Raw genomic sequence first — 22,210 nt, forward strand, 5'->3', positions numbered from 1 at the left:
ACCGTGGCGGGCCCCTCTTGCCTTGCCGCTCCCCTTTTCACGGGGTGCCCCCCGCCGCGTTGTGGACGCACGCCCCTCACGGGGTGGCCCACCGCGCTGTGGACGCGCGCCCCGTTTGTTGCTTCGGCTGCCGCCGACAGGTCGTGTCGGGGGCGGAGCCCCCCAGCAACGGAAGAAGGTCAGAGGGCCGGGCCCTCAGCCAAGGGCGGTCACAGGTGGTTGGCTGCGAGGCGTTCGGCGAGGGTTTCCAGGAGGGGGCCGGCCTCGGCAATGCAGCGGTCGACATCGGGCTCGATCTCCGTAAGGGCGTACGCCCTCTCGATGCCGGCGGCCCGCAACTTGCGGGCACCGATGGCGAGCCGCCCACAAACGGCAACCACAGGCTTACCGTCGCGGCGCGCAGCAGCCGCGACACCCGCAGGGGCCTTCCCGTGAAGGGTCTGCTCGTCCAGGGAGCCCTCTCCGGTGATCACCAGAGTGGCCCTCCCGATCGCGGATTCGACGCCGAGCTCCTCCATGAGGATCTCGATGCCGGGCCGGAACCGGGCGCGGAGGCCGACGAGGGCGCCGAAGCCGATGCCGCCCGCGGCACCGGCGCCGGGCGAGGCGGCGGCCTCCTGCTCGCCGAGGACCTCGGCGAAGTGGGTGAGGGCGGCGTCCAGGAGCTTGACGTCCTCCTCGGCGGCCCCCTTCTGCGGGCCGTAGACGGCGGCGGCGCCCTTGGGCCCGGTGAGCGGGTTGTCGACATCGCTGGCGAGGACGACCTCGACGTTCTTCAGCCGCGGGTCCATCTCGGAGAGGTCCGCTGAGGCCAGCTCGCGCAGCCCGCCGCCGCCCCACGGGATGGAGTCGCCGTCCTGGTCCAGCAGCCGGGCGCCGAGTGCGTCGAGCATGCCGGCGCCGCCGTCGGTGGTGGCCGAGCCGCCGACGCCGAAGATGATGGTGTGCGCTCCGGCCTCGACGGCGGCCAACAGGAGCTCGCCGGCGCCGTAGGTGGTGGCGGTCAGCGGTACGAAGACCCCGGGCGGCAGGTGCTGGAGGCCGGAGGCTTCGGCCATCTCCACCACGGCGGTGCCCTCGCGCAGCGCGAACGCGGCGGTGACGGGGGCGCCGAGGGGGCCGGTGACCTCGACCTCGTGGCGGGTGAAGCCGTTGGCGACGGCTGCCGCGACGGTGCCGTCGCCGCCGTCGGCCACCGGCAGGGCCTCGACCTCCACCTCGGGGCGCGCTTTGCGGATTCCGGCCGTGAGATGCTCTGCGACCTCGACGGCCGTCAGCGATCCCTTGAACTTGTCCGCGGCGATCAGCACGCGCGCCGGTGTGGTCCGGGCCGTCGTTGTCATTGTTCTGCCCCTGGGTCTCTCTGTTGGTCGAACAGGCAGTCGCGCCTTGGGGACCCTATCTTTCCGACGCCTTCCTCGACCATGGGCCACCTCTTGAGGGGACGCGTGTACTGCTCACCGTACGTGACGGAGGCGTCGCCAGACGGCCCGGGCCGCGTGGTGGCCCGCCATGCCGTGGACGCCGGGTCCCGGCGGAGCCGCGGAGGAGCACAGATAGACGGACGGGTGTGCGGTCTCGTACGGGACGCGCTTGAGCTTGGGCCGGATCAGCAGCCGCAGTCCGGCGGCGGAGCCGCAGGCGATGTCACCGCCGACGTAGTTGGCGTTGCGGGCCGCGAGCTGGGGCGGTCCGGCGGTGGCCCTGGCCAGTACGCGGTCGCGGAATCCGGGCGCGAACCGTTCGAGCTGCTGCTCGACGGCTTCGGTGGCGTCGCCCTCCCAGCCGTTCGGCAGGTGGCCGTACGCCCAGAAGACGTGCTTGCCCTCGGGGGCGCGGCTGGGGTCGACGAGGCTGGGCTGGGAGGTGATGAGGAAGGGCCGCTCGGGGGCCCGGCCGCGTACGACGGCGTCGCGCATCGCGGTGTCGATGTCGCCCAGGGTGGGGCCGACATGCACCGTTCCGGCGCGGGCGGCGTCGTGGGAGGTCCAGGGGACGGGGCCGTCCAGCGCGTAATCGATCTTGAAGAGGCTGGCGCCGTAGCGGACGCCGTCGTAGGCGCTGCCCAGTCCCGCGATCCGGGCGAGCGCGGTCGGCGAGGTGTCGAAGATGTAGGCGCGGGCGGGCGGGAGTTCGTCCAGGCGTTTGACCTCGGCGCCGGTGTGGATCGTGCCGCCGAGTGCCCGCAGATATCCGGCCAGCGCGTCGGAGATGGACTGCGAGCCGCCGCGCGGCACCGGCCAGCCGACCACGTGTCCGGCGAGTGCGAAGACGAGAGCGGGAGCCGTCATGAACGGGTTGTTCATGGGCGCGATGACGTGCCCCGCCATTCCGGCGAGCAGCGCCCTGGCCTTCTCGTCGCGGAAGCGGATCCGGGACCAGGTGACGGGCTGGAGCCCGGCGAGACCGAAGCGCACGAGCTGTACGGGGTCGGTGGGGAAGCGGCCGTTGAGCGCGGAGCCGTAGCCGAAGAAATCCTCTGCCAGCGTCTCCCAGCGCCGGACGTACGGGCCGATCAGGCGGCGGTAGGCGCCCGCGTCGCGCGGGCCCAGGGAAGCCGCCGTCTCACCGACCGAGCGGGCCAGTACGGCGGCGCTGCCGTCCGGGAACGGGTGCGCCATGGGGAGTTCGGGGTGCAGCCACTGAAGTCCGTACCGCTCCAGCGGCATGGCGCGGAAGGCGGGTGAGACGGCTCCGGTGGGGTGGACGGCGGAGCAGGGGTCGTGCCGGAAGCCGGGCAGTGTCAGCTCCTCGGTGCGTGCGCCGCCACCGACGGTGTCACGGGCCTCGAACAGCTCGACCTCGAAGCCGCGCCGGGCCAGCTCCACGGCCGCCGTCAGTCCGTTGGGGCCGGCTCCCACGACCACCGCGTCCCGGATCGATGGCACTTGCGGCTCCCCTCGCCCGGCTCGCCCCGCCCGGTCAGGCGGGTCGGCCCCGGTGGCTGTCGTCGCTGTCGGTGTGCGGCGGATCGTCGCTCTCGTCGCGCAGCAGCCCCACCATACGCCGCGTCGTTTCCGGGTCACGCGCCGCGGTGAACGGCAGCGCGTTGCCGCCCGCGAGGCGGAACGGTGCGTCGGCGACGGTGCTGCTGGCGCCGCCCGCCTCGGCCACCGTCAGCAGTCCGGCGGCGTGGTCCCAGGCGGACTCCCAGGTGTAGGCGACGGCGTCCAGCCGTCCGTGGGCGATCGCGACGTATTCGAGCCCCGCGGAGCCGGTGGGCCGTACGTCCACGCCGTCCGTACGCAGGCTGCGCAACGCGCGCTCCTGGAACTCGTCGGTGTAGTCCGGGTGCGAGACGGCGACGCGCAGCGGGGCGCCCGCTTCGGGTGAACCGGCCCGCAGCGGCATGCCGTTGAGGAACGCTCCGGCGCCTCGCCGCGCGGTGGCCGTCATCCGCAGCGCGGGCGCCACGATCCAGCCGGCCAGGGTCTCGCCGTCGTGGGCGAGCGCGACCATGGTGCAGAAGCCCTCGTCGCCCGCGACGAACTGGCGGGTGCCGTCGATGGGATCGATGATCCAGACCGGGTCGGGCCCTTCGAGCGCGGCGTAGGTGGCCGGGTGCGCGTGCACGGTCTCCTCGCCGACGACGGCGGAACCGGGCAGCAACCGGCGCAGCGCCCCGGACAGTTGCTGTTCGGCCCGCTGGTCGGCGACGGTGACCAGGTCGTGGCTGCCGGTCTTGGTCTCGACCTCGTGCTCGGCGAGCTGCCGCCAGCGCGGCATGACCTGATCCTCCACGGTCTTCAGGACCGCCTGCTCCACCGCTGCCATCAGCTCGTCGTCGATCACGCCCCCATGGAAGCACGGAGCCGTGCCCCGACGCTCGTCCGGAACGGGAACCCGGGCCCGGCCGCCGCATGCCGCCTACCCGGCACGGTGTGCTTCAGGCGCTCAGGAGGCGGGAGAGCGTGACCGCCCCCGGGCTGCCGGCCAGCAGCCCGTCGGTCAGGGCGCGGCCGGCCGCCTCCAGTGCCGAGTCGTCCATGGCGCCGAGCGCGTCGAGGATGAAGACGGCGCGGGTGGTCCGGGTCGTCAGCCTGGTCCGTACGCACTGGCGCCAGTTCCAGCGGCGGCAGGTGACGCCTTCGTCGTCACGCCAGATCACCTCGCCCGGGCGCGGGTTCTCCGTCACCGGCTCGCCGCCCGACATCAGCACGAAGGGCTCTGTTCCCTCGGCGCGGGTGAGCCGGAGCGGTCCTGTGTAGCGGTCCAGGTCCTCGCCGCCGAGCGGTACGGCGTGGGCGACGGAGACCGCGTTGTAGACGTCTGTCAGCCGGTCGATACGGGGCAGCCCCTCGGGGGCGCGGCGCAGCAGCGCGTCGGCGCTGGGGCGGGTGCGCTTGGGTTTGGCGCCGAAGGCCCGGAACGCCTCCCGCCAGGCGGCGATGTGCGGGTGCTGGTCGGGGTCGCACGCCTTTGCCTCGGCCTCGGCGAGCAGTTTCTCGCTGAAGTCGTCACTCGGTCCGGGCCGCAGCCCTTCGGCGACGATCAGCAGCGCGCGGTAGTCGGGGCGCAGGGCGCCGACCGACGGGTCGATGGAGGCGGCGGCCAGCCATTCCTCGGTGGCGTTCATGGGGGTGTGTCGCTCCTGGGGTCCGGTTCGATTCGGTTCATTTGACCGTACCAACAGGTGCAGCATACGGGACCAGAATGCGCGGTCCGAATAGCGCCAGCACGCCCTCACCCGCCGCCCGAGGATCGAGTCATGTCAACCGGAACGACGAGTGACACGACGACAGAGACGACCTCGGACAGGCAGGCGGAAATCATGCGCGACGGCAGCGGCTCCCACGGCAGACCCCTCAGCGGAAAGGCCGCTCTGGTGACCGGCGGCAGCCGGGGAATCGGCGCCGCCGTGGCGCTGCGGCTGGCGGCGGACGGCGCGGATGTGGCGCTGACGTACGAGTCCGGTGCCGAGTCGGCCCGCGAGGTGGCCGAGCGGATCAAGGAGCGCGGCGGCCGGGCGTGGACGGTACGCGCCGCACTGGCCGACGAGGAATCCGTACGGGCCGCCGTCGACGGCGCAGCCGAGGAGTTCGGACGGCTGGACATCCTGATCAACAACGCCGGTACCGGCGCCTTCGGGGAGCTGGAGACGGTGCGGCCGGCGGAGCTGGACCGGGTGCTGACGGTCAATGTGCGCGGTGCCTACCTCGTCGCACAGGCGGCGGCCTCCCGGCTGTCCGACGGCGGCCGGATCGTCAACGTGGGCAGCTGTGTGTCAGCGCGCGTGCCTTTCCCAGGGATGACGCTGTACGCCATGAGCAAGTCGGCCGTCACCGGCCTCACCAAGGGGCTGGCGCGCGAGCTGGCGTCGCGCGGCATCACCGTCAACCAGGTCTCGCCCGGTCCCATCGACACCGATATGAACCCCGCCGACGCCGAGGGTGCCTCGGCGCAGGCAGCGCTCACGATGCTGGGCCGGTACGGAACGGCTGAGGAGGTCGCCGATTCGGTGGCCCACCTCGTCGGCGACAGCGCCCGGTACGTCACCGGCGCCGTGCTCGCGGTGGACGGCGGCTTCGCCGCCTGACGCGGCGGCAGCAGGTCCGGTTACCCGGAACGGACCCCGCCGAATGGCCGCCGGTCCGGGCGCATGCTGCTCTGGTCCCGCAGCCCTCTCCAGGCTGCGGGACAGCCGAGCCGGAGGACCTCATGAGAATGACCGCCAGGACAGCCGTGTTCGCCGTGACAGCCCTGCTGGGGGTCACCGCTCTGGGCGGCTGCTCGGACGGCGACGGCGAAGGTGGCTCGTCCCCCTCCCCCTCGCCCACGGCCAAGAACGGAGCGACGGTGCAGCTGCGCTCCACCGACCTGGGCAAGATCCTGGTCGACGGCTCGGGCCGCACGATCTACCTCTTCGAGGCGGACAAGTCGAGCAAGTCGACGTGCGACGGGGGCTGTGCCCAGGCTTGGCCGCCCGTCGTCGTCAAGGGCAAGGCGGAGCCCAAGGCCGGCGCAGGCGTCAAGAGCGGGCTGCTGGGGACCAGCAAGCGGGACGACGGCGAACGGCAGGTCACCTACCAGGGTCACCCGCTCTACCTCTACGCGGGCGACGACAAGCCCGGGGACACCAATGGCCAGGCGCTCGACCAGTTCGGCGCCGAGTGGTTCGTCCTGGCACCGTCCGGCAAGAAGATCACCAAGGGTGAGCAGGAGAAGAAGCGGAAGGAGAAGCCCTCCGAGAAGCCGAAGAACACCGACGGCGGCTACTGAGCACGGCCGGTGCCCCGCACACCCGCACGGCAGGAGAGGCGATGAGCGCGAACACCTCCGCGCCACCACCCGCACCACACGGGCAGGCGTACCGCATCGTGCAGGGCGGTGCCCGCGCGCTGTCCGCAGGCGGGCTCGGCGTGAACGCCTATCTGCACGCCACTCTCGCCGACCAGTACGACGCGGTGAGCGCGGGCATCAGCCAGGGCGACCTCTTCCGGATCGAGGCGGGGGTGGCGGCGCTGGCGGCGCTGCTGGTGGCCGTGTGGTGGCGCACCGCCTCGGACGCCTTCGCCTGGCTGGTCTCAGCGGGCGGGCTGGCGCTGCTGCTGATCTACACCTATGTCGACGTGGGGAAGCTCGGGCCGTTCCCCGACATGTACGAGCCGGTCTGGTACGACGACAAACGGCTCGCCGTCGTCGCCCAGGCGGTCACGCTGGTGATGTCCACCTTCCTGCTGATCAGCCATACGCGGCGCTCCCGACGGCTCGTCACCGAGGTGTCCACACCGGCGTAGGCTGATCAGCGGCCGGGACGGACAGCGCGGACCCGAGCGGATGATCAGCTCCTTCCGCGCCCGCTACGGCCTCACCGAGGGCCATGTGACGCCCGAGGAGCTGGCACACGCCGAGGAGCTGGCGCTGACCAAGTACAGCAGCGAGGAGTGGACCGCGCGAGTACCGTGACCCCGCTCCCCCGCGCGGCGACCGCCGGTCACCGGAAGTCGGCGATGTGGTCGGCGACCCACTCGCGGTAGGTGTGCGGTTGGCGCCCCAGCAGTTCCGCGGCCCCGGGCGCCACGGTCTCGGGGTCGGTCTCCATCGCGGCGTGCGCGTCGAGGATGGCGTCGACGTAGGCGGGCGGCAGGCCGGCGGAGAGGAACTCTGCGCGGGCCTCCTCGCGGGAGAGCTCCTCGACCGCCAGGGGACGGCCGAGGACGACCTCGCCGATGGTGGCTATCTGCTCGGCCTGGGTGAGCAGTTCGGGCCCGGTGAGCTCGGGAGCAGCTCCCACCAGGTCGTCGGTCAGCAGCGCGCGTACGGCCGCTGTCGCGGTGTCGGCCTCGTGCACCAGGGTGCGTGCCGCCTTGGGGTACGCCGTGCGGACGGGACCGCCCGTGCGCACCTGCGGGGCCCACCGCAGGGTGTTGGTGGCGAATCCGCCGGGCCGCAGCAGGGTCCACTCGGCGGCGGAGGCGCGGACGAGCCGCTCCAGCGCCGTGTGGTTGCCGAGGATGTCGTGGCCGGGCTCGGCCTGCTCGTCGTCCGTCACCCCGCGGGCCGACAGGTAGACGGTGCGCCGGGTGTGCTCGGCGAGCGTCGCGACGACCTCGGCCGCACCCTGCCGGTCGGCCAGCGGCCAAACGAGGAAGACGGCCCGCACGTCCCCGGCCAGGGCCGCGGTCAGGCTCGCGGGGTCCGCGAGGTCGCCGCGCACGGCCTCGACGCCGTCGGGCAGCACGGCGGCCGCCGGGTCGCGGACGAGTGCGCGTACGGGCGCTCCCGCTGCCACGAGCTGAGCTGCTACCTGTCCGCCGACCTTGCCTGTCGCTCCGGTTACCAGAATCACGACCGCGCTCCTTGAACATGTCCGGGCTGTACCCGGGGTGGTTGGGTCTGCGGCTGCCGGCCGGGGGGCCGGGCGCCGCCGTGTGCTCACACCCTGCAAGTTGAAGCGAGGTTCAAGTCAACTTCTCGTGGGCCGGGTGCCGCAGCGGACGGGCGGCCACCCCGTTGGGCGCTCCCCCGTTGCCGCGCGGCACAGGCGGCGCGAGGCTGGACGACAGCGAGTCGGAGCCCGTGCCGCCCGAGCAGTTCACGGGACAGCTCCATGACGCCGCCGAGTGACAGCCGGCAGCCGACGACAGCGAGGAGCAGCATGGCCGGGGAGCAGCAGCCGGAGATCTCCGACAACCCCGCCGAGAGCCGCTACGAGGCCCGGATCGGCGGTTCCCTCGCGGGGATCGCGCAGTACCTCAGGGCGCCCGGCGTGATCGCGGTGACCCATACGGAGGTCGAGCCCGAGTACGAGGGCCGGGGGGTGGGCGGCGCCCTCTCGCGCCACATCCTGGAGACGGCACAGGAGGCGGGCGAGAAGGTGGCACCGATCTGTCCGTTCTTCGCGAACTACATCCGCAAGCACCCTGATTACCAGCCACTGGTCATCGAGAAGCAGAACGGCTGACCCGGGGGGACGCGCCCCGTCAGCACATCTGGGCCAGCTCCGGGATGATCCGGGTGCCGTAGCCGTCCACGACGTCCTGTTTGGCGTCGTGCATCGCGTAGAGGGCGAACTGGTCAACGCCCAGCTCCGCGAGCTCCCGCAGCCGGGCGAGATGCGCCTGTGCGGGGCCCAGCAGGCAGAACCGGTCCACGATGTCGTCCGGTACGAACGCGGTGTCGGGGTTGCCGGCCCGGCCGTGGTGCGCGTAGTCGTACCCCGCGCGCTCCTTGATGTAGGAGGTGAGCGCGGGGGGCACGGCGTCGGAGTGCTCGCCGTAGCGCGCGACGAGGTCGGCGACGTGGTTGCCGACCATGCCGCCGAACCAGCGGCACTGCTCCCTGGCGTGCGCGAGCGCCTCGGGGGTGTCCTCGCACAGATAGGCGGGCGCGGCCACGCAGATGGTGACGGCGCCCGGGTCCCGCCCAGCGCGCGCGGCGGCCTCGCGTACGGCGCCGACCATCCAGGCCGTCAGCAGCGGGTCGGCGAGCTGCAGGATGAAGCCGTCCGCCTCCCGCCCGGCCAGCGCCAGCGCCTTGGGCCCGTAGGCAGCCATCCACACCGGCAGCCGCCCGTCGCGGACCCAGGGCAGCCGCAGCGCGGTGCCGTCCACCACGGCCTCGCGGCCCTCGGCCAGGTCACGGACGACACGCATGGCCTCGCCCACCCTCGCCAGGGTGGTGGGCGGGCGACCGGCGACCCGCATCGCCGAGTCGCCGCGCCCGATACCGCACACCGTGCGATTGCCGTACATCTCGTTGAGAGTGGCGAACGTGGAGGCGGTGACCTCCCAGGAGCGGGTGCCGGGGTTGGTCACCATGGGCCCGACGACCAGCCGTTCCGTCTCGGCGAGGATGCGGCTGTGGATGACGTACGGCTCCTGCCAGAGCACCGGCGAGTCGAACGTCCAGCCGTACCGGAAGCCGTTGCGCTCGGCGTGCCGCATCAGCGCGACGGTCGCGGAACCGGGAGGGTCCGTCTGGAGGACGAGTCCGAAGTCCATGGGCATGCCCCTTTGAGTCCGTTTCCGTGTTCAGCCGAGCAGCTGACAGATCCCGCGCGGGACGTAACTCCCGTGCCCGGCCCGTCCGGTGTAGTCGCCCCGTTCCACGACCGGCTCGCCCCGGGAGAGCACGGTCTCGACGCGGCCGGTGACGCGTTTGCCCTCGTAGGCGGAGTAGTCGACGTTCATATGGTGGGTCTCGGCCGAGAGGGTCTGCTGGGCGTGCGGGTCGTAGATGACGATGTCCGCGTCCGCGCCCGGCGCCAGCGTGCCCTTCTTCGGATAGAGCCCGAACATCCGCGCGGGGGATGCGCAGGCCAGGTCGATCCAGCGGCGCCGGGTCAGATTCCCCTCCACGACGGCCTGGTGGAGCAGGTCCATCCGGTGCTCGACGCCGGGCATCCCGTTGGGAATCTTGGAGAAGTCGCCCCGGCCCAGCTCCTTCTGACCGGTGAAGCAGAAGGGGCAGTGGTCGGTGGAGACGACCTGGAGATCGTCGGTGCGCAGCGCCCGCCACAGCGCTGCCTGGTGCTCCCGTGGCCGCAGCGGTGTACTGCACACGTACTTGGCGCCGCCGAAGTCGGGCTCGGCGAGGTTGTCGGTGCTCAGATAGAGGTACTGCGGGCAGGTCTCGCCGAAGACGGGCAGGTCCATACCCCGTGCGGCGGCGAGCTGCTCGACGGCTTCGCTCGCGGAGACGTGTACGACGTACAGCGGTGAGCCCGCGACCCGGGCGAGCTGGATGGCACGGTGGGTGGCCTCGGCCTCCAGCAGCGCCTTGCGGACCTCGCCGTGGTGGCGCGGGTCGGTGCGGCCGGCGGCGAGGGCCTGCTCGACCAGGACGTCGATGGCGATGCCGTTCTCGGCGTGCATCATCGTCAGCCCGCCGTTGGCGGCGGTGCGCTGCATGGCGCGCAGGATCTGGCCGTCGTCGCTGTAGAAGACGCCCGGGTAGGCCATGAACATCTTGAACGAGGTCACGCCCTCCTCGACCAGGGCGTCCATCTCCTTGAGCGTGCCCTCGTTCACGTCCGAGAGGATCATGTGGAAGGCGTAGTCGACGGCGCACCGGCCGTCCGCCTTGGCGTGCCACTGGTCCAGCCCCTCGCGCAGAGCGTGGCCCTTGGTCTGGACGGCGAAGTCGACGATGGTCGTGGTGCCGCCCCAGGCCGCGGCGCGGGTGCCGGTCTCGAAGTCGTCGCTGGAGAAGGTGCCGCCGAAGGGGAAGTCCATATGGGTGTGCGCGTCCACACCGCCCGGGACGACATAGCGGCCGGTGGCGTCCAGGGTGCGGTCGGCGCTGAACGATGCCGCGAGAGCGCTGTTCTGGGCGGCGATCGCGGCGATGCGGCCGTCCTCGATGAGGACGTCCGCGGGCATTTCCTCAGCGGCGGTGATGACGAGGCCGCCTTTGATCAGGGTCGTCCGGGTCATACGGTTGCCCTCCTGAAAGCTCTGCGCCCGAAGGGGCGCGGGGAACTGCGCGACAAGCCACAATCCGCCCGCACGAGGTCTACGGCGGACAGGGGCAGCCCCTCACATCGCGCTGTCGGCGGCGCGGAGCGCGCGCTCCAGCACGGTGGCGCCTTCCTCCGCCTCCTCGACGGTCAGCGTCAGCGGCGGCGCGATCCGCAGCACGCTGGAGGTGGAGTGGCCGCCTCCCTTGCCGATGAGGACCCCGCCTTCACGTGCCGCCTCCAGCACAACTGACGCAGCCTCGGGCGAAGGCGTATCCGTGCCGGGCACCACCAGTTCGATCCCGGCCATCAGCCCTCGTCCGCGGACCTCACGGACGACGCCGAGTCCGGCGGAAGCGGCGCGCAGCCGCTCCAGCAGCAGACCGCCGACACGGCGCGCGTTGCTCTGGAGGTCGTGTTCGAGGAGGTGGCCGAGGTTGGCGTTGGCCGCCGCCATGGTGACGGGGCTGCCGCCGAAGGTGGAGATGGAGTTGGCGTCCAGACAGTTCATGATCTCGGCGCGGGCCACGACGCCGCCGACTGACATGCCGTTGCCGATGCCCTTGGCGAAGGTGAGCATGTCGGGCGGCCCGGCGGCGCCGTGGGCCTGCCAGCCCCAGAAGTGGTCGCCGGTCCTGCCCCAGCCGGTCTGCACCTCGTCGCTGATCCACAGGATGCCGTTGGGCTGGAGGACTTCGCGGAAGGCGGCGTAGAGCCCGTCGGGCGGCGAGGTGAATCCGCCGACGCCCTGGACGGGTTCGGCGATCAGCGCGGCCACCTCTCCGCGCGTCTGGCCGAGCATGTCCGTCAGGTCGGCGACGCAGGCTTCGATGAACTCCGCGTCGTCCAGGTGTGCGAACGGGCCCCGGCTGCGTACTCCGCCGTGTACGTAGAGGGTCTGCAGGGGCGAGAGGGAGGTGGGCGACCAGGTGCGGTTGCCGGTGATGCCCACGGTGGAGAACGACCGTCCGTGGTAGCTGTTGCGCATCGCCAGGACCTGGTTGGACCTGCGGTGGGCGGTGGCCAGCAGCAGCGCGGCGTCGTTGGCCTCGGTACCCGAAGTGGTGAAGAAGACCCGCGCGTCGGGGATACCGGAGAGCGCGGCGACGCGTTCGGCGAGCTCCACCATGGGGCGGTTGAGGTAGAGGGTGGAGGTGTGCAGGACCCGGCCGGCCTGCTCGGCGACGGCCTTGGTGACCTCGGGCAGGGCGTGGGCCGTCATGGTGGTGAGGATGCCGCCGAAGAAGTCCAGGTAGCGGCGCCCTTCGGCGTCCCACACGTGCCGGCCCTCGCCGTGGGTGAGCTCCAGCGGCTCGTCGTAGTAGAGCGCCAGCCAGTCGGGGAGTACGGCGCGGTGGCGGTCGCGGAGCGCGCGGTGGACGCCGGGGTGCTCGCCCTCCCGGCCGCCGCTCACGGCCGCACCAGCCCTTCGTAGGCGTCGGGCCGTCGGTCCCGGTAGAAGGCCCACTGCTGCCGGACCTCGTCGATCAGCCCCATGTCGAGGTCCCGCACCAGCAGTTCCTCCTCCTTGTCCGAGGCGACATCACCGACGAACTGGCCGCGCGGGTCCACGAAGTAACTCGTCCCGTAGAAGTCGTTGTCGCCCAGCTCCTCCGTGCCGACGCGGTTGATGGCGGCGACGAAGTACTCGTTGGCGACGGCTGCCGCGGGCTGTTCGAGCTGCCACAAATGGGCGGAGAGACCGCGCGAGGTGGCGGAGGGGTTGTAGACGAGCTGCGCTCCGGCCAGGCCGAGCGCGCGCCAGCCCTCGGGGAAGTGCCGGTCGTAGCAGATGTAGACGCCGACCTTGCCCACGGCTGTGTCGAACACCGGCCAGCCGAGGTTGCCGGGCCGGAAGTAGAACTTCTCCCAGAACCCCTTGACCTGCGGGATGTGGTGCTTGCGGTAGGTGCCCAGCACGGTGCCGTCCGCGTCGATGACGGCCGCGGTGTTGTAGTAGAAGCCGGACCCTTCGATCTCGAAGACCGGGGAGACGATGACCATCCCGGTCTCCCGTGCCAGCTCCCGCATCCGCCGGGTGGTGGGCCCGTCCGGGACCGGCTCGGCCCAGCGGTAGTGCTCCGGGTCCTGGACCTGGCAGAAGTAGGGGGCGTTGAAGACCTCCTGGAATCCGATGATCTTCGCGCCCCGGCGAGCGGCCTCGCGGGCGTGCTCCTCGTGTTTGGCGATCATCGACTCGGTGTCGCCTGTCCAGGTCGCCTGAACCAGCGCGGCACGTACAAGGTCGGGCATGAGCGGCTCCTTCGCGAGGGGTTCTCGGATACGGCAGCCTGTTCGACACGCGTAGATATACGTGAGGTTGAGACCGTAAGTCCCCCCTGCCCGCGTGACAAGAACCCGTGCGGAGCGGCGAGCGGCCCACCTCTTTACTGGTCCGTAACCTACCGACGGGTTACCCCCGGTAGCCCAACGCGCTTACTCTCCAGTCACTTTCTCTCCCCACCCCTGGGACACCCTCGACAACTGGAGCAGTGCATGCGCCCCTCCCCCACCTCAGGGCACATTCGTACGGCCGCCGTCCTCCTCTCCGGGACGCTCGCCGCCACAGGTCTCGCCGCCGCACCGGCCGCGACGGCGCAGCCGACCGCCGCAGCCGCGTCCGCCGCCGCAGGCGTGGACTTCGTCGACATCAAGGGCGACGGCGGTATCACCCTCAAGGGCAATGTGCTCCTGCCCGAGGGCGCCACCATGGACTCCGCCCGCCGCTATCCGCTGATCGTGCTGCCCACCAGCTGGGCCAGCCCGCAGGTCGAATACCTCGCCCAGGCCAAGAAGCTCGCCGACTCCGGCTATGTGGTGGTCAGTTACAACTCCCGCGGCTTCTGGCAGTCCGGCGGCCGAATCGAGACAGCGGGCCCCAAGGACGTGGCCGACGCCTCCCGCGTCATCGACTGGGCCCTGGCCCACACGCCCGCCGACAGGGACCGGATCGGCATGGGCGGCGTCTCCTACGGCGCCGGCATCAGCCTGCTGGCGGCCGGGCACGACCCGCGGATCAAGGCCGTCACCGCGCTCAGCGGCTGGGCCGACCTGATCGGCGCCATCTACAGCGGCCGCACCCAGCACCTTCAGGCAGCCGGGATGCTCGGCGCCTCCGGCGAACTCACCGGCCGGCCCAGCCCTGAACTGCGGGAGATCATGAAGAACTTCCTCTCCTCCAACCTGGACAAGGAGGACGAGATGCTCGCGTGGGGCAAGAAGCGCTCCCCCGCGACCTACCTCGACCAGATCAACGACAACGGCGCCGCCATCATGCTCGGCAACGCGTGGAACGACTCGATCTTCCCGCCCAACCAGTACGCCGACTTCTACGAGAAGCTGCGCGGGCCCAAGCGGCTGGAGTTCCGCCCCGGCGACCACGCGACCGCCGAGGCGACCGGACTGCTCGGACTGCCCAACGACACCTGGTCCCACGCCCGCCGCTGGTTCGACCGCTACCTCAAGGGCGAGCACAACGGCATCGACACCGAGGCGCCCGTCCAGCTCAAGCCCCGGTCCAACGGGGACTACGAGGGGTACCGAAGCTGGCGGGACGTCCCGTCCGGCAACCGCACCGTCTCCCTGGACGGCACCAAGCAGCTGGCCACCGGCAAGGACTCCGGCGCCAACGGCGGCACCATCTTCCTGACCGGCATCCTCGACCAGTTCCTCGAGCTGCCGCCGCTGGTATCCGTACCGCTGCTGCCCCGCTCACGTGCGGCCGTATGGCAGTCCGAGCGCTACGCGCGGCGAACCCAGGTGCGCGGTACGCCGAAGCTGCACACGACGGTGACCAGCGACAAGGAGAGCGGCACCTACTACGCCTACCTCTACGACGTCGGTCCCCTGGGCATCGGCAAGCTGATCAGCCACGCGCCGCAGACCTTCCACGGCCGCACCCCCGGCAAGCCGTTCGCCGTGGACCTGGAGCTGTTCTCGACCGCGTACGACGTGCCCAGGGGTCACCGGCTCGCCGTCGTGATCGACACCGTCGACCCGCTCTACGCCGAGTACAACCCGGACGGCGCGCATCTGAGCTTCTCCTCCCCGAAGGGGGACCCGTCACTGGTCACGGTGCCGACACGGGACTGAGCTGCCCAAGCTTCGCCGGGCAGCCATTCAGGGGCGCGGGGAACTGCGCGAGCAAGCACAACGGCGCCGCAGTCCGCAACGGACGACAAGGGGCAGCCCCTCCCCGGATCCGAGGGAGGGGCAAGCCCTAATCAGCGGCGGCCCGGCGATAAGTGCGCGGGGCGCCGTCCGATTCCCGTACGGCCGAGACGCGGATCTCGCCGTCACCGGCCGCCGTGATCGTCAGCGAACTGGCGGACGAGGTGCAGCCCTGACCTGAGATGGCCTCGACGACCCTGTCGGGCCCGTACACCAGGGTGTCCCCGTCCGCGCCGCCGAGCGTGTGCTGCCACACGCAGTTGTTGCCCGCGTACTCGCCGGACACCCGCAGAGTGGCGGTGCCGACCCGGCCCCGGTCCAGGGTCAGCGTCCGCTCCTCGCCCCGCTGGTTGCGGCCGCGCCACTCGCCCGCCATCCGAGCGGGCACCGGAGTCGCCGGATCGCCCACCTTGCGGAGCCTGGCCGAGAGGGAGCCGGACGGGTAGACCCAGGAGAGGGTTCCGTCGCTGCGGAGTCTCAGCCTCTGCTCCTTGTACGGGGAGCAGGGCTTGGACGCGGGATGGCTGTCGGTGATCCGGCTGGTGACCCGCAGCCCGGCGGCGCCCCCGTCGAAGGCCACCAGGACGGCCTCCCCCTCGCACATCATGCCGGCCCGGATGTTGACGGTCTTGGCGACGACCTCGCCCTCCTCACCCTGCCGGATCTCGAACCGCCGGGTGAGGGTGGAGCCGTCGGAGTCCTGGACACTGCCCTGCCAGGCGCCCAGATAGCCCTTGGGCAGCGCGCCGCCGGGCGCCGGACTGCTGATGTCCTTGGGAGAGGGCCTGCGGGACGCTTCGCGCTCCTGGCCCGGTGTCTGCTTCGCCGCGGAGCCGGACTTGCCGTCGTCGCCCTTGTCGTACACGCGCAGCGCGACGAACGTGCCGACGCCGGACACCAACGCCAGCACCACCCCGAGCGCTCCCAGCAGCACCGCGCGGCCGTGCCGGCGGTCGGGTGCGTGCGGCTGCGGTGCCGCCGGACCGTGCAGCGCGTACGCCGGCTGCGGACCTGACCCGGCCTGTGGCCCGTACGGGCCGGTGTACGGCGGCCACTGGCCGGACGGCGGGGTGCTGTGCGCCGCGGCCCCGGTGACGGTCGCCATGCCGTGCATCTCGGCTTCGCCCATGGCCGGTGGCGGGGGCGGCACCCGCCCTGCCTGCCCGGTGCCCGTCCGGTCCGGTGCGGCGCCCTGCCCGGCAGGCTGGTCGCCGGAGGCGTGCTCACCCGGCTCGGCGTCGCCCGGCTCATCGCCGTCGGGGGCGTTCTGCCCCGAAGCGCCGTCCTGCTCCGGCTCCGACCCGTCCGGGGAGCCGTCCTGCTCCGGCTGCGCGCCGGTGTCCGAGGCGCCCTCGGCCGCTTCCGCCGCTGACGAGGCGCCGGGGAGGGGTTCCACGGTCGTCAGCGAGGGCTCAGCGCCGGGGCGCGGTGGCACGGCGGGGGCCTCGGCCGCGCGCTCGGCGGCCGCCTGCGCCCCGGGAACCTCGGCGTCCAGCAGCCGTGCCGCGTGCCGACCGAGCTGGGCCACCAGACCGCCGGGCAGCCAGGGTTCGGCCGCTTCGGAGCCGTCGGACCCGGCCGCGCCAGGGCCCGGCTCGTCGTCCGGGTCCGCCGTGCGCTCCAGGATCTCCGGCAGCCCCGGCCGCTGGGCCACGTCCTTGGCCAGGCAGGCGGCGACCAGTTCCCGCAGTTCCTCGGGGACCCCCTCGAGATCGGGCTCCTCCTGGGTGATGCGGTACATCTGCACATGCCCGGCGACCCCCGTGCGCTCGAAGGGGGCGCGCCCGGTCGCGGCGAAGGTCAGCACGGAACCGAGGGAGAAGATGTCGCTGGCCTCGGTCAGCCGGTCGCCGCGTACCTGTTCGGGCGACATGAAGCCCGGCGAGCCGACGACGGCACCCGTCCGCGTCAGATGGGCGTCGGCGACGGTCTCCAGCGCGCGGGCGATCCCGAAGTCGATGACGCGCGGCCCGTCGATGGTGACCAGGATGTTCGAGGGCTTCACATCGCGGTGGATCAGTCCGGCCTCGTGGATGGCGCCCAGGGCCCGGGCAAGCCGGTTGGCGAGGATGCGCAGCGTCCGTACGGGCAGCGGCGACTTCCGGCCCGCGACGGCCTCGTACAGCGTGATGCCCGGTATGTAGCCGGTGGCCACCCACGGCGGATCGGCCTCGGTGTCCGCGTCCAGGACCGGTGCCGTCCACTCGCCACCGACCCGGCGCGCCGCGCCGACCTCCTGCTCGAAGCGGTGCCGGAACTCCGCGTGCTCGGACAGCTCCCGCCGCACGAGCTTGACGGCGACGGTGCGGCCGCGCGGGGACTGGGCGAGGTAGACACTGCCCATCCCTCCCTCACCGAGCCGCCCCAAGAGCCGGTAGTCACCGATGCGTTCAGGGTCGTCCGCGCGCAGCGACCTCATGGCCTCTCCCCCGGTTCGTTCGGCCACCTCGGGCCGTCACACAGCTGATGGAGAGCGATCGTACGGCCTGTGATCAGGTGGCAACCACGCGCGGTGCGTACGGAGAAGGGCACGTTCGCCCTTCCTCGGCCTGTGCGGCGGGCAGGCCCGCGGAGTCCCCTGTCGAAATCGTACGGTCGAAGTATGCCGGGCGACTCCGTGGTACGTAATACGTCGGAGCCGCCCGGCATTCGGTGACCTCGTCGAGGTGGTGCGCCGGGCCCGCGTGCGCCGGGCCCGAGCGGGTGTGCCGTCCCCGTCAGCCTCCCGTCGGCCTGACGACCATCGCCGAGCCGCCGCCGCGCCTCTCCGGTTCAGCCGCAGCCCGCCAGCGGTCTCCGGACAGCCGCTGCACCGCGGTGGCCGCGCCGATTTCCGGAGTCTGCTCGAAGGAGTGGCCCAGCGCCTCCAACTGTTTCCGCACCCGGCTGTTCATCAGTTCCGGTTCCATGGTCGTCTGGGCGGCGTTGCGCTGGCTGGCGCGGGGTGCGGCGATGGCGTCGAGGAGCGGCATCCCGCGGTCGAGGTGGTTGGTGAGGGTCTGCAGCACTGTGGTGATGATGGTCGAGCCGCCCGGTGAGCCCAGCGCGAGCACCGGCTCACCGTGCCGAAGGACGATGGTCGGCGACATCGAGGAGCGCGGACGCTTCCCCGGTCCCGGCAGGTTCGGGTCGTGGACGCCGGGGCTGACGGGCACGAAGGAGAAGTCGGTCAGCTCGTTGTTGAGCAGGAATCCGCGGCCGGGCACGGTGATGCCGCTGCCGCCCGTCTGCTCGATGGTGAGCGTGTAGGCGGCGACGTTGCCCCACTTGTCGGCGACGGTGAGGTGCGTGGTGTTCTCCCCCTCGTACGTGGTGGGTGCCGCCTGGTCGGCGTCGCCGCGCTCGCACTCCTCCGGGTCGCGCGGGTCCCCCGGTGCGACAGGGCTCCGCAGGGCCTTCTGATCGTCGATCAGACAGGCCCGGGAGTCCGCGAACCGCTGCGAGGTCAGTCCCTTGGTCGGCACGTCCTCCTGCTCCGGGTCGCCCACCCAGCGCCCCCGGTCGGCGAACGCGATACGGCTCGCCTCCAGATAGCGGTGCAGGTACTGCTTCTCGCTGAGGGAGCCCAGATCGCCGCGTTCGAGGATGTTGAGCGCCTCGGCGACGGTGGTGCCGCCGGAGGAGGAGGGCGCCATGCCGTACACGTCCAGGCCGCGGTAGGCGGTACGGGTCGGCTGCTGGGACAGTGCCCGGTAGGCCCGCAGGTCCTTCGCCGTCATGTCGCCGGGCCGCACCGTGCGCCCGGCGCCCTCGGCCACGGGGGGCTTGCGTACCGTCCGTACGATGTCGCGGCCCAACTCGCCCCGGTAGAGGGCCTTGGTGCCCTTGCGGGACAGCTCCCGGTAGGTGCGGGCCAGGTCGGGGTTCTTGAGCGTGGAGCCCACCTCGGGGAGCTTGCCACCCGGCAGGAACAGGTCGGCCGACGCCGGGAAGTCGCGGAAGCGGTCCTCGTTCTGCGCGGTCTGCTCGCGGAAGGTCTCATCGACGGTGAATCCGCGCCTGGCCAGCTTGGTGGCGGGCCGCAGGGCCTTCGCGAGCGATGTGGTGCCGTACGTCCGCAGCGCCTTCTCCCAGGTGGCGGGGGTGCCCGGGGTGCCCACACCGAGACCGCTGGTGACCGCCTCGTCGAACGGGATCGGCTTGCCGTCTTCCGTGAACAGGTGCTTGTCCGCGCTCAGCGGCGCCGTCTCGCGGCCGTCGATGGTGTGCACCTGGCGGTCGGAGGCGTCGTAGTACACGAAGTATCCGCCGCCGCCGATGCCCGCCGAGTACGGCTCGGTCACGCCGAGGGCGGCGGCCGTCGCCACGGCCGCGTCCGCGGCGTTGCCGCCCCGCTTGAGCACCTGGAGGCCGGCGGCCGACGCGTCGGCGTCGACGCTGGAGACGGCGCCGCCGTAGCCGGTGGCCACCGGCGTCTTGGCGGGCGAGGGCCCGCTTCCCGCGCCGCGCTCCCCCGCCGTGTGTGCGGGTGCGGCGCCCAGGACCCCGGCGACCACGGCCCCGGTGCCGAGTACGGCGATGACACGGCGTGCCGCACGGGAGCGCCGAGAGGGGCTGCCCCTGCCCGACGCCCGCGGACTGGCGGATTTCTGTGGCTTGTGGGGGTGCCTCCCGACCGGAGTCCCCCGGCCTCCGGCCGGGAGGTGCCCCCAGGGGAGCAGCTTCCCGCGCCCCTGGCGGTGCGTGGCCCTCTCGTTGGACATCATCCGCGCAGCGTAATGCGGTTGACGCGAATGCGTCAGTACCGCGCGGCGGGTGGCGGCCATCGGTCACCCGGTCGGCCCGCGCCGCCCGGGAGGGCCTACGCTGCCCCGTCATGGACGAGAACCTGCGGGAGATCGTGCTCGGTCTGGTCGCCGCCGCGATCACGGCATCGGCGGGCTGGCTGGCCCGCTCCACCCTGTGGCGCCGCCGACTCCGCCGTAAGCAGCGCTTCTTCGGGATGCCGGCGAACTCGACGTGTCTGCTCGTGATCAACAGGGACCCCGGCGTCGACGAGTGGACGGTGGCGCCCAACGACGTCTTCGCGCTGCTGGAGCTGTCCGCGCTCATCAAGGACTGCGGTGCGAGGGCGGAGGTCGTCGGCCATGACGCGGCTCGGCAGGGGTTCGGTGAGCGTACGGAGATCTGTCTGGGGGGGCCTGCTTCCAACCGGCGCACAGCGGCGCATCTCGGGTCGCTGCTGCCGGGGTTCTCCGTGGAGCTGGATGTGGAGCCGGACGAGGCCAAGCCGGGCGTCTTCGTCGTCGGTGAGGAGCGGTACCGGGCGCAGAAGGGGGCCGTCGAGTACGTGCTGCTCGCGCGGCTGACCGGCAGTCAGGACCGGGAGGACCCGCGGCCGGTCTTCCTGATCTGCGGCCAGCGGTCCATCACCAACCAGGCGGCGGCACGGTACCTGGTGCGGCACCATGTGCGGCTCGCCAGGAAGTACGGGCGGGGCGGTGACTTCTGCCTGCTGCTGAGGGTCGTCAACTCCGAGGCGTACGGCCCGGACGTGGTGGAGCTGGTCGCCGATGTGACTCGCGCCGCGACGACAGCTCGGGAGTGACCGGCCCTGGACGGGAAAGCCGCTCACATACGGGTACCCGGCATGGTGGAGGCCGCCTCGGCCGGGGCGACCGGGACGGCCTCGTTCTTGACGTTGCCGCGCTCGCGGCGGGCGACCCAGTTGGCGAACCAGGACAGCAGCATGCACAGCCCGATGTAGATCGCCGAGACCACCATCACCACGGGGATGAACGGCATGGTGTAGTCCATGTTGATGGCGATCAGCCGCCCGGCGTGCAGGAACTCCTCGTAGGTGATCAGGAAGCCCAGCGAGGTGTCCTTCAGCGCGACGACGAGCTGACTGATGATCGTGGGCAGCATGGCCCGCACCGCCTGGGGCACCAGCACATGGACCATGACCTGGGTCTTGCGCATGCCGAGCGCGTAGGCGGCCTCCCGCTGGCCCCGGTCGACGGAGTTCACTCCGGAGCGGAAGACCTCGGCGAGGACGGAGCCGTTGTAGAGGGTCAGTCCGGTCACCAGCGCGGGCAGCGCCGGCACCTGGAGGGCCACGAAGACGAAGAAGATCATGACGAGTACGGGCATGGCCCGGAAGAACTCCACCAGCAGCGTGCTGCCCCAGCGCAGCAGCCGGTGCTCGGACAGCCGCCCGGCGGCCAGCACAGCACCCAGCGCGAGCGCGAGGACGGCGGCGAGCGCGAACGCCTTGAGGGTGTTGCCCAGGCCGCGCAGCAGGAGCTCCTGAACGCCCACGTAGCCGAACGGCCGCCATTTGACATACGCGAACTGACCGGTGTCGACAAGGAGATGAATCACCCACGCCGCCAGGGCGAGCAGGGCGAGGCTCGCGACGACGCCGTACACCAGGTGGCGGGCCCGCGCCCTGGGCCCGGGGACGTCGTAGAGCGCCGAGGGCGCCGCCTGTCCGGTGGCCGGCGCACGCTTCGGGCTGAGGGCGCTCAGGCTCATCGGGGCACCCCCCAGCGCCGCTCCAGCACATGGAAGAGGGCGCTGATCGCCAGGGTCAGGATCAGATACCCCAGCGCGATCCACACAAAGCTCCACACCACGCTGTAGCCGTTCTCGCTGAGCGTCTTGTAGGTGCTCAGCAGCTCGACGACGCTGAAGGAGCCGGCGATCGCGGAGTTCTTGGCGAGCGCGATCAGGGTGGAGCCGATCGGCGCGATGACGCTGCGGAATGCCTGCGGCAGCACCACGGTGCCCAGCGTCTGGCCGAAGGTCATCCCCAGGCTGCGGGCCGCCTCGCCCTGCCCGACCGGCACGGTGTTGATGCCCGAGCGCACCGCCTCGCAGATGAACGAGGAGGTGTAGCAGCCCAGTGCCAGCACCGCGAACAGCTCGAACGGCAGTGCCACCCCGAAGCGGGGCAGCCCCAGCAGCATCGCGAAGAACAGCAGCGTCAGTGGGGTGTTGCGCAGCACCGTCACCCAGGTGGTGCCCACCACACGCAGGGCACGCACCGGTGCCACCCGGAACCCCGCCATCACCACCCCCACGCCCAGCGCCAGCAGCGAGGAGTAGACGGTCAGCTTCACCGTCCCCCAGAAGCCCTCGCCATAGAGGGAGAAGTTCTCTGTCAGTACGTCCATGGAGCCGTTCGCGTTCCTCTCA

19 protein-coding genes and 1 pseudogene are annotated in these 22,210 nt (G+C 71.7%); 7 read left to right on the forward strand and 13 right to left on the reverse strand.

The features are described 5' to 3' along the window. Positions 1–209 precede the first annotated feature (209 nt). The 4 genes from JW592_RS07555 to JW592_RS07570 form a co-directional block, all read right to left on the reverse strand. Entirely contained in the window at positions 210–1,343 is a 1,134-nt protein-coding gene (locus tag JW592_RS07555) for a glycerate kinase (protein ID WP_209264145.1), read from the reverse strand. Between the two features lie 114 nt (positions 1,344–1,457). Continuing rightward, entirely contained in the window at positions 1,458–2,888 is a 1,431-nt protein-coding gene (locus JW592_RS07560) for a phytoene desaturase family protein (RefSeq protein WP_209264146.1), read from the reverse strand. A gap of 34 nt (positions 2,889–2,922) precedes the next feature. Continuing rightward, positions 2,923–3,792, reverse strand: coding sequence for an inositol monophosphatase family protein (locus JW592_RS07565; RefSeq protein ID WP_307805322.1), 870 nt, complete (start codon positions 3,790–3,792; stop codon positions 2,923–2,925). A gap of 94 nt (positions 3,793–3,886) precedes the next feature. After that, positions 3,887–4,576: a B3/B4 domain-containing protein gene (locus JW592_RS07570; protein WP_209264147.1), complete on the reverse strand. Its 690-nt coding sequence runs from the start codon at positions 4,574–4,576 to the stop codon at positions 3,887–3,889. Between the two features lie 195 nt (positions 4,577–4,771). Between JW592_RS07570 and JW592_RS07575 the strand changes: the two genes are divergently transcribed. From JW592_RS07575 to JW592_RS07590, 4 genes and pseudogenes are all read left to right on the forward strand, one after another. Continuing rightward, positions 4,772–5,536, forward strand: a complete 765-nt coding sequence (locus tag JW592_RS07575; RefSeq protein ID WP_229375389.1) for a 3-oxoacyl-ACP reductase family protein — start codon at positions 4,772–4,774, stop codon at positions 5,534–5,536. A gap of 128 nt (positions 5,537–5,664) precedes the next feature. Continuing rightward, on the forward strand, positions 5,665–6,219 hold the full coding sequence (locus JW592_RS07580; protein ID WP_307805323.1) for a COG4315 family predicted lipoprotein: 555 nt from the start codon (positions 5,665–5,667) through the stop codon (positions 6,217–6,219). A 41-nt stretch (positions 6,220–6,260) separates the two neighbouring features. Then, entirely contained in the window at positions 6,261–6,737 is a 477-nt protein-coding gene (locus tag JW592_RS07585; RefSeq protein ID WP_209264150.1) for a hypothetical protein, read from the forward strand. A 34-nt stretch (positions 6,738–6,771) separates the two neighbouring features. Then, a pseudogene (locus JW592_RS07590) lies at positions 6,772–6,906 on the forward strand (lipoate--protein ligase family protein); the annotation flags it as partial. A 28-nt stretch (positions 6,907–6,934) separates the two neighbouring features. Here JW592_RS07590 and JW592_RS07595 read toward each other — a convergent pair. Beyond that, entirely contained in the window at positions 6,935–7,789 is an 855-nt protein-coding gene (locus JW592_RS07595; protein ID WP_209264151.1) for an SDR family oxidoreductase, read from the reverse strand. Between the two features lie 309 nt (positions 7,790–8,098). Here JW592_RS07595 and JW592_RS07600 point away from each other — a divergent pair, with 309 nt between their 5' ends. Continuing rightward, the gene (locus tag JW592_RS07600; RefSeq protein ID WP_209264152.1) at positions 8,099–8,404 is read left to right on the forward strand and encodes a GNAT family N-acetyltransferase; all 306 of its coding nucleotides are present in this window, start codon (positions 8,099–8,101) and stop codon (positions 8,402–8,404) included. Positions 8,405–8,423: 19 nt separating this feature from the next. Here the strand turns inward: JW592_RS07600 and JW592_RS07605 are convergent, their stop codons facing one another. The 4 genes from JW592_RS07605 to JW592_RS07620 form a co-directional block, all read right to left on the reverse strand. Beyond that, a complete protein-coding gene (locus JW592_RS07605) occupies positions 8,424–9,443 on the reverse strand; it encodes a TIGR03842 family LLM class F420-dependent oxidoreductase (protein ID WP_209264153.1) in 1,020 nt (339 codons plus the stop codon). 30 nt (positions 9,444–9,473) lie between these two features. Next, positions 9,474–10,877, reverse strand: a complete 1,404-nt coding sequence (hydA, locus tag JW592_RS07610) for a dihydropyrimidinase (RefSeq protein WP_209264154.1) — start codon at positions 10,875–10,877, stop codon at positions 9,474–9,476. A gap of 102 nt (positions 10,878–10,979) precedes the next feature. After that, positions 10,980–12,314: an aspartate aminotransferase family protein gene (locus JW592_RS07615; RefSeq protein ID WP_209264155.1), complete on the reverse strand. Its 1,335-nt coding sequence runs from the start codon at positions 12,312–12,314 to the stop codon at positions 10,980–10,982. Then, complete coding sequence (locus JW592_RS07620) at positions 12,311–13,153, reverse strand: nitrilase-related carbon-nitrogen hydrolase (protein WP_209264156.1); 843 nt, start codon at positions 13,151–13,153, stop codon at positions 12,311–12,313. Before JW592_RS07620 ends, JW592_RS07615 begins: the two co-directional genes overlap by 4 nt. A gap of 243 nt (positions 13,154–13,396) precedes the next feature. On the opposite strand from JW592_RS07620, the gene JW592_RS07625 reads away from it, so the two are divergent. Next, positions 13,397–14,992, forward strand: a complete 1,596-nt coding sequence (locus JW592_RS07625; protein WP_209264157.1) for a CocE/NonD family hydrolase — start codon at positions 13,397–13,399, stop codon at positions 14,990–14,992. 127 nt (positions 14,993–15,119) lie between these two features. Here JW592_RS07625 and JW592_RS07630 read toward each other — a convergent pair whose 3' ends face one another. Then, positions 15,120–17,489 carry a serine/threonine-protein kinase gene (locus JW592_RS07630; RefSeq protein WP_209264158.1) on the reverse strand — a complete coding sequence of 790 codons (2,370 nt, stop codon included), beginning with the start codon at positions 17,487–17,489 and terminating at the stop codon, positions 15,120–15,122. Between the two features lie 298 nt (positions 17,490–17,787). Continuing rightward, complete coding sequence (ggt, locus tag JW592_RS07635) at positions 17,788–19,776, reverse strand: gamma-glutamyltransferase (RefSeq protein ID WP_229375375.1); 1,989 nt, start codon at positions 19,774–19,776, stop codon at positions 17,788–17,790. Between the two features lie 110 nt (positions 19,777–19,886). Between ggt and JW592_RS07640 the strand changes: the two genes are divergently transcribed. Then, on the forward strand, positions 19,887–20,618 hold the full coding sequence (locus JW592_RS07640; RefSeq protein ID WP_209264159.1) for a hypothetical protein: 732 nt from the start codon (positions 19,887–19,889) through the stop codon (positions 20,616–20,618). A 23-nt stretch (positions 20,619–20,641) separates the two neighbouring features. Here JW592_RS07640 and JW592_RS07645 read toward each other — a convergent pair whose 3' ends face one another. Further along, a complete protein-coding gene (locus JW592_RS07645; RefSeq protein WP_209264160.1) occupies positions 20,642–21,547 on the reverse strand; it encodes an amino acid ABC transporter permease in 906 nt (301 codons plus the stop codon). Further along, positions 21,544–22,188 carry an amino acid ABC transporter permease gene (locus JW592_RS07650; RefSeq protein ID WP_209264161.1) on the reverse strand — a complete coding sequence of 215 codons (645 nt, stop codon included), beginning with the start codon at positions 22,186–22,188 and terminating at the stop codon, positions 21,544–21,546. The genes JW592_RS07645 and JW592_RS07650 overlap by 4 nt, the downstream gene beginning before the upstream one ends. Positions 22,189–22,210: the final 22 nt, after the last annotated feature.

It is taken from the genome of Streptomyces spirodelae (assembly GCF_017676385.1).
Classification (GTDB): domain Bacteria; phylum Actinomycetota; class Actinomycetes; order Streptomycetales; family Streptomycetaceae; genus Streptomyces; species Streptomyces spirodelae.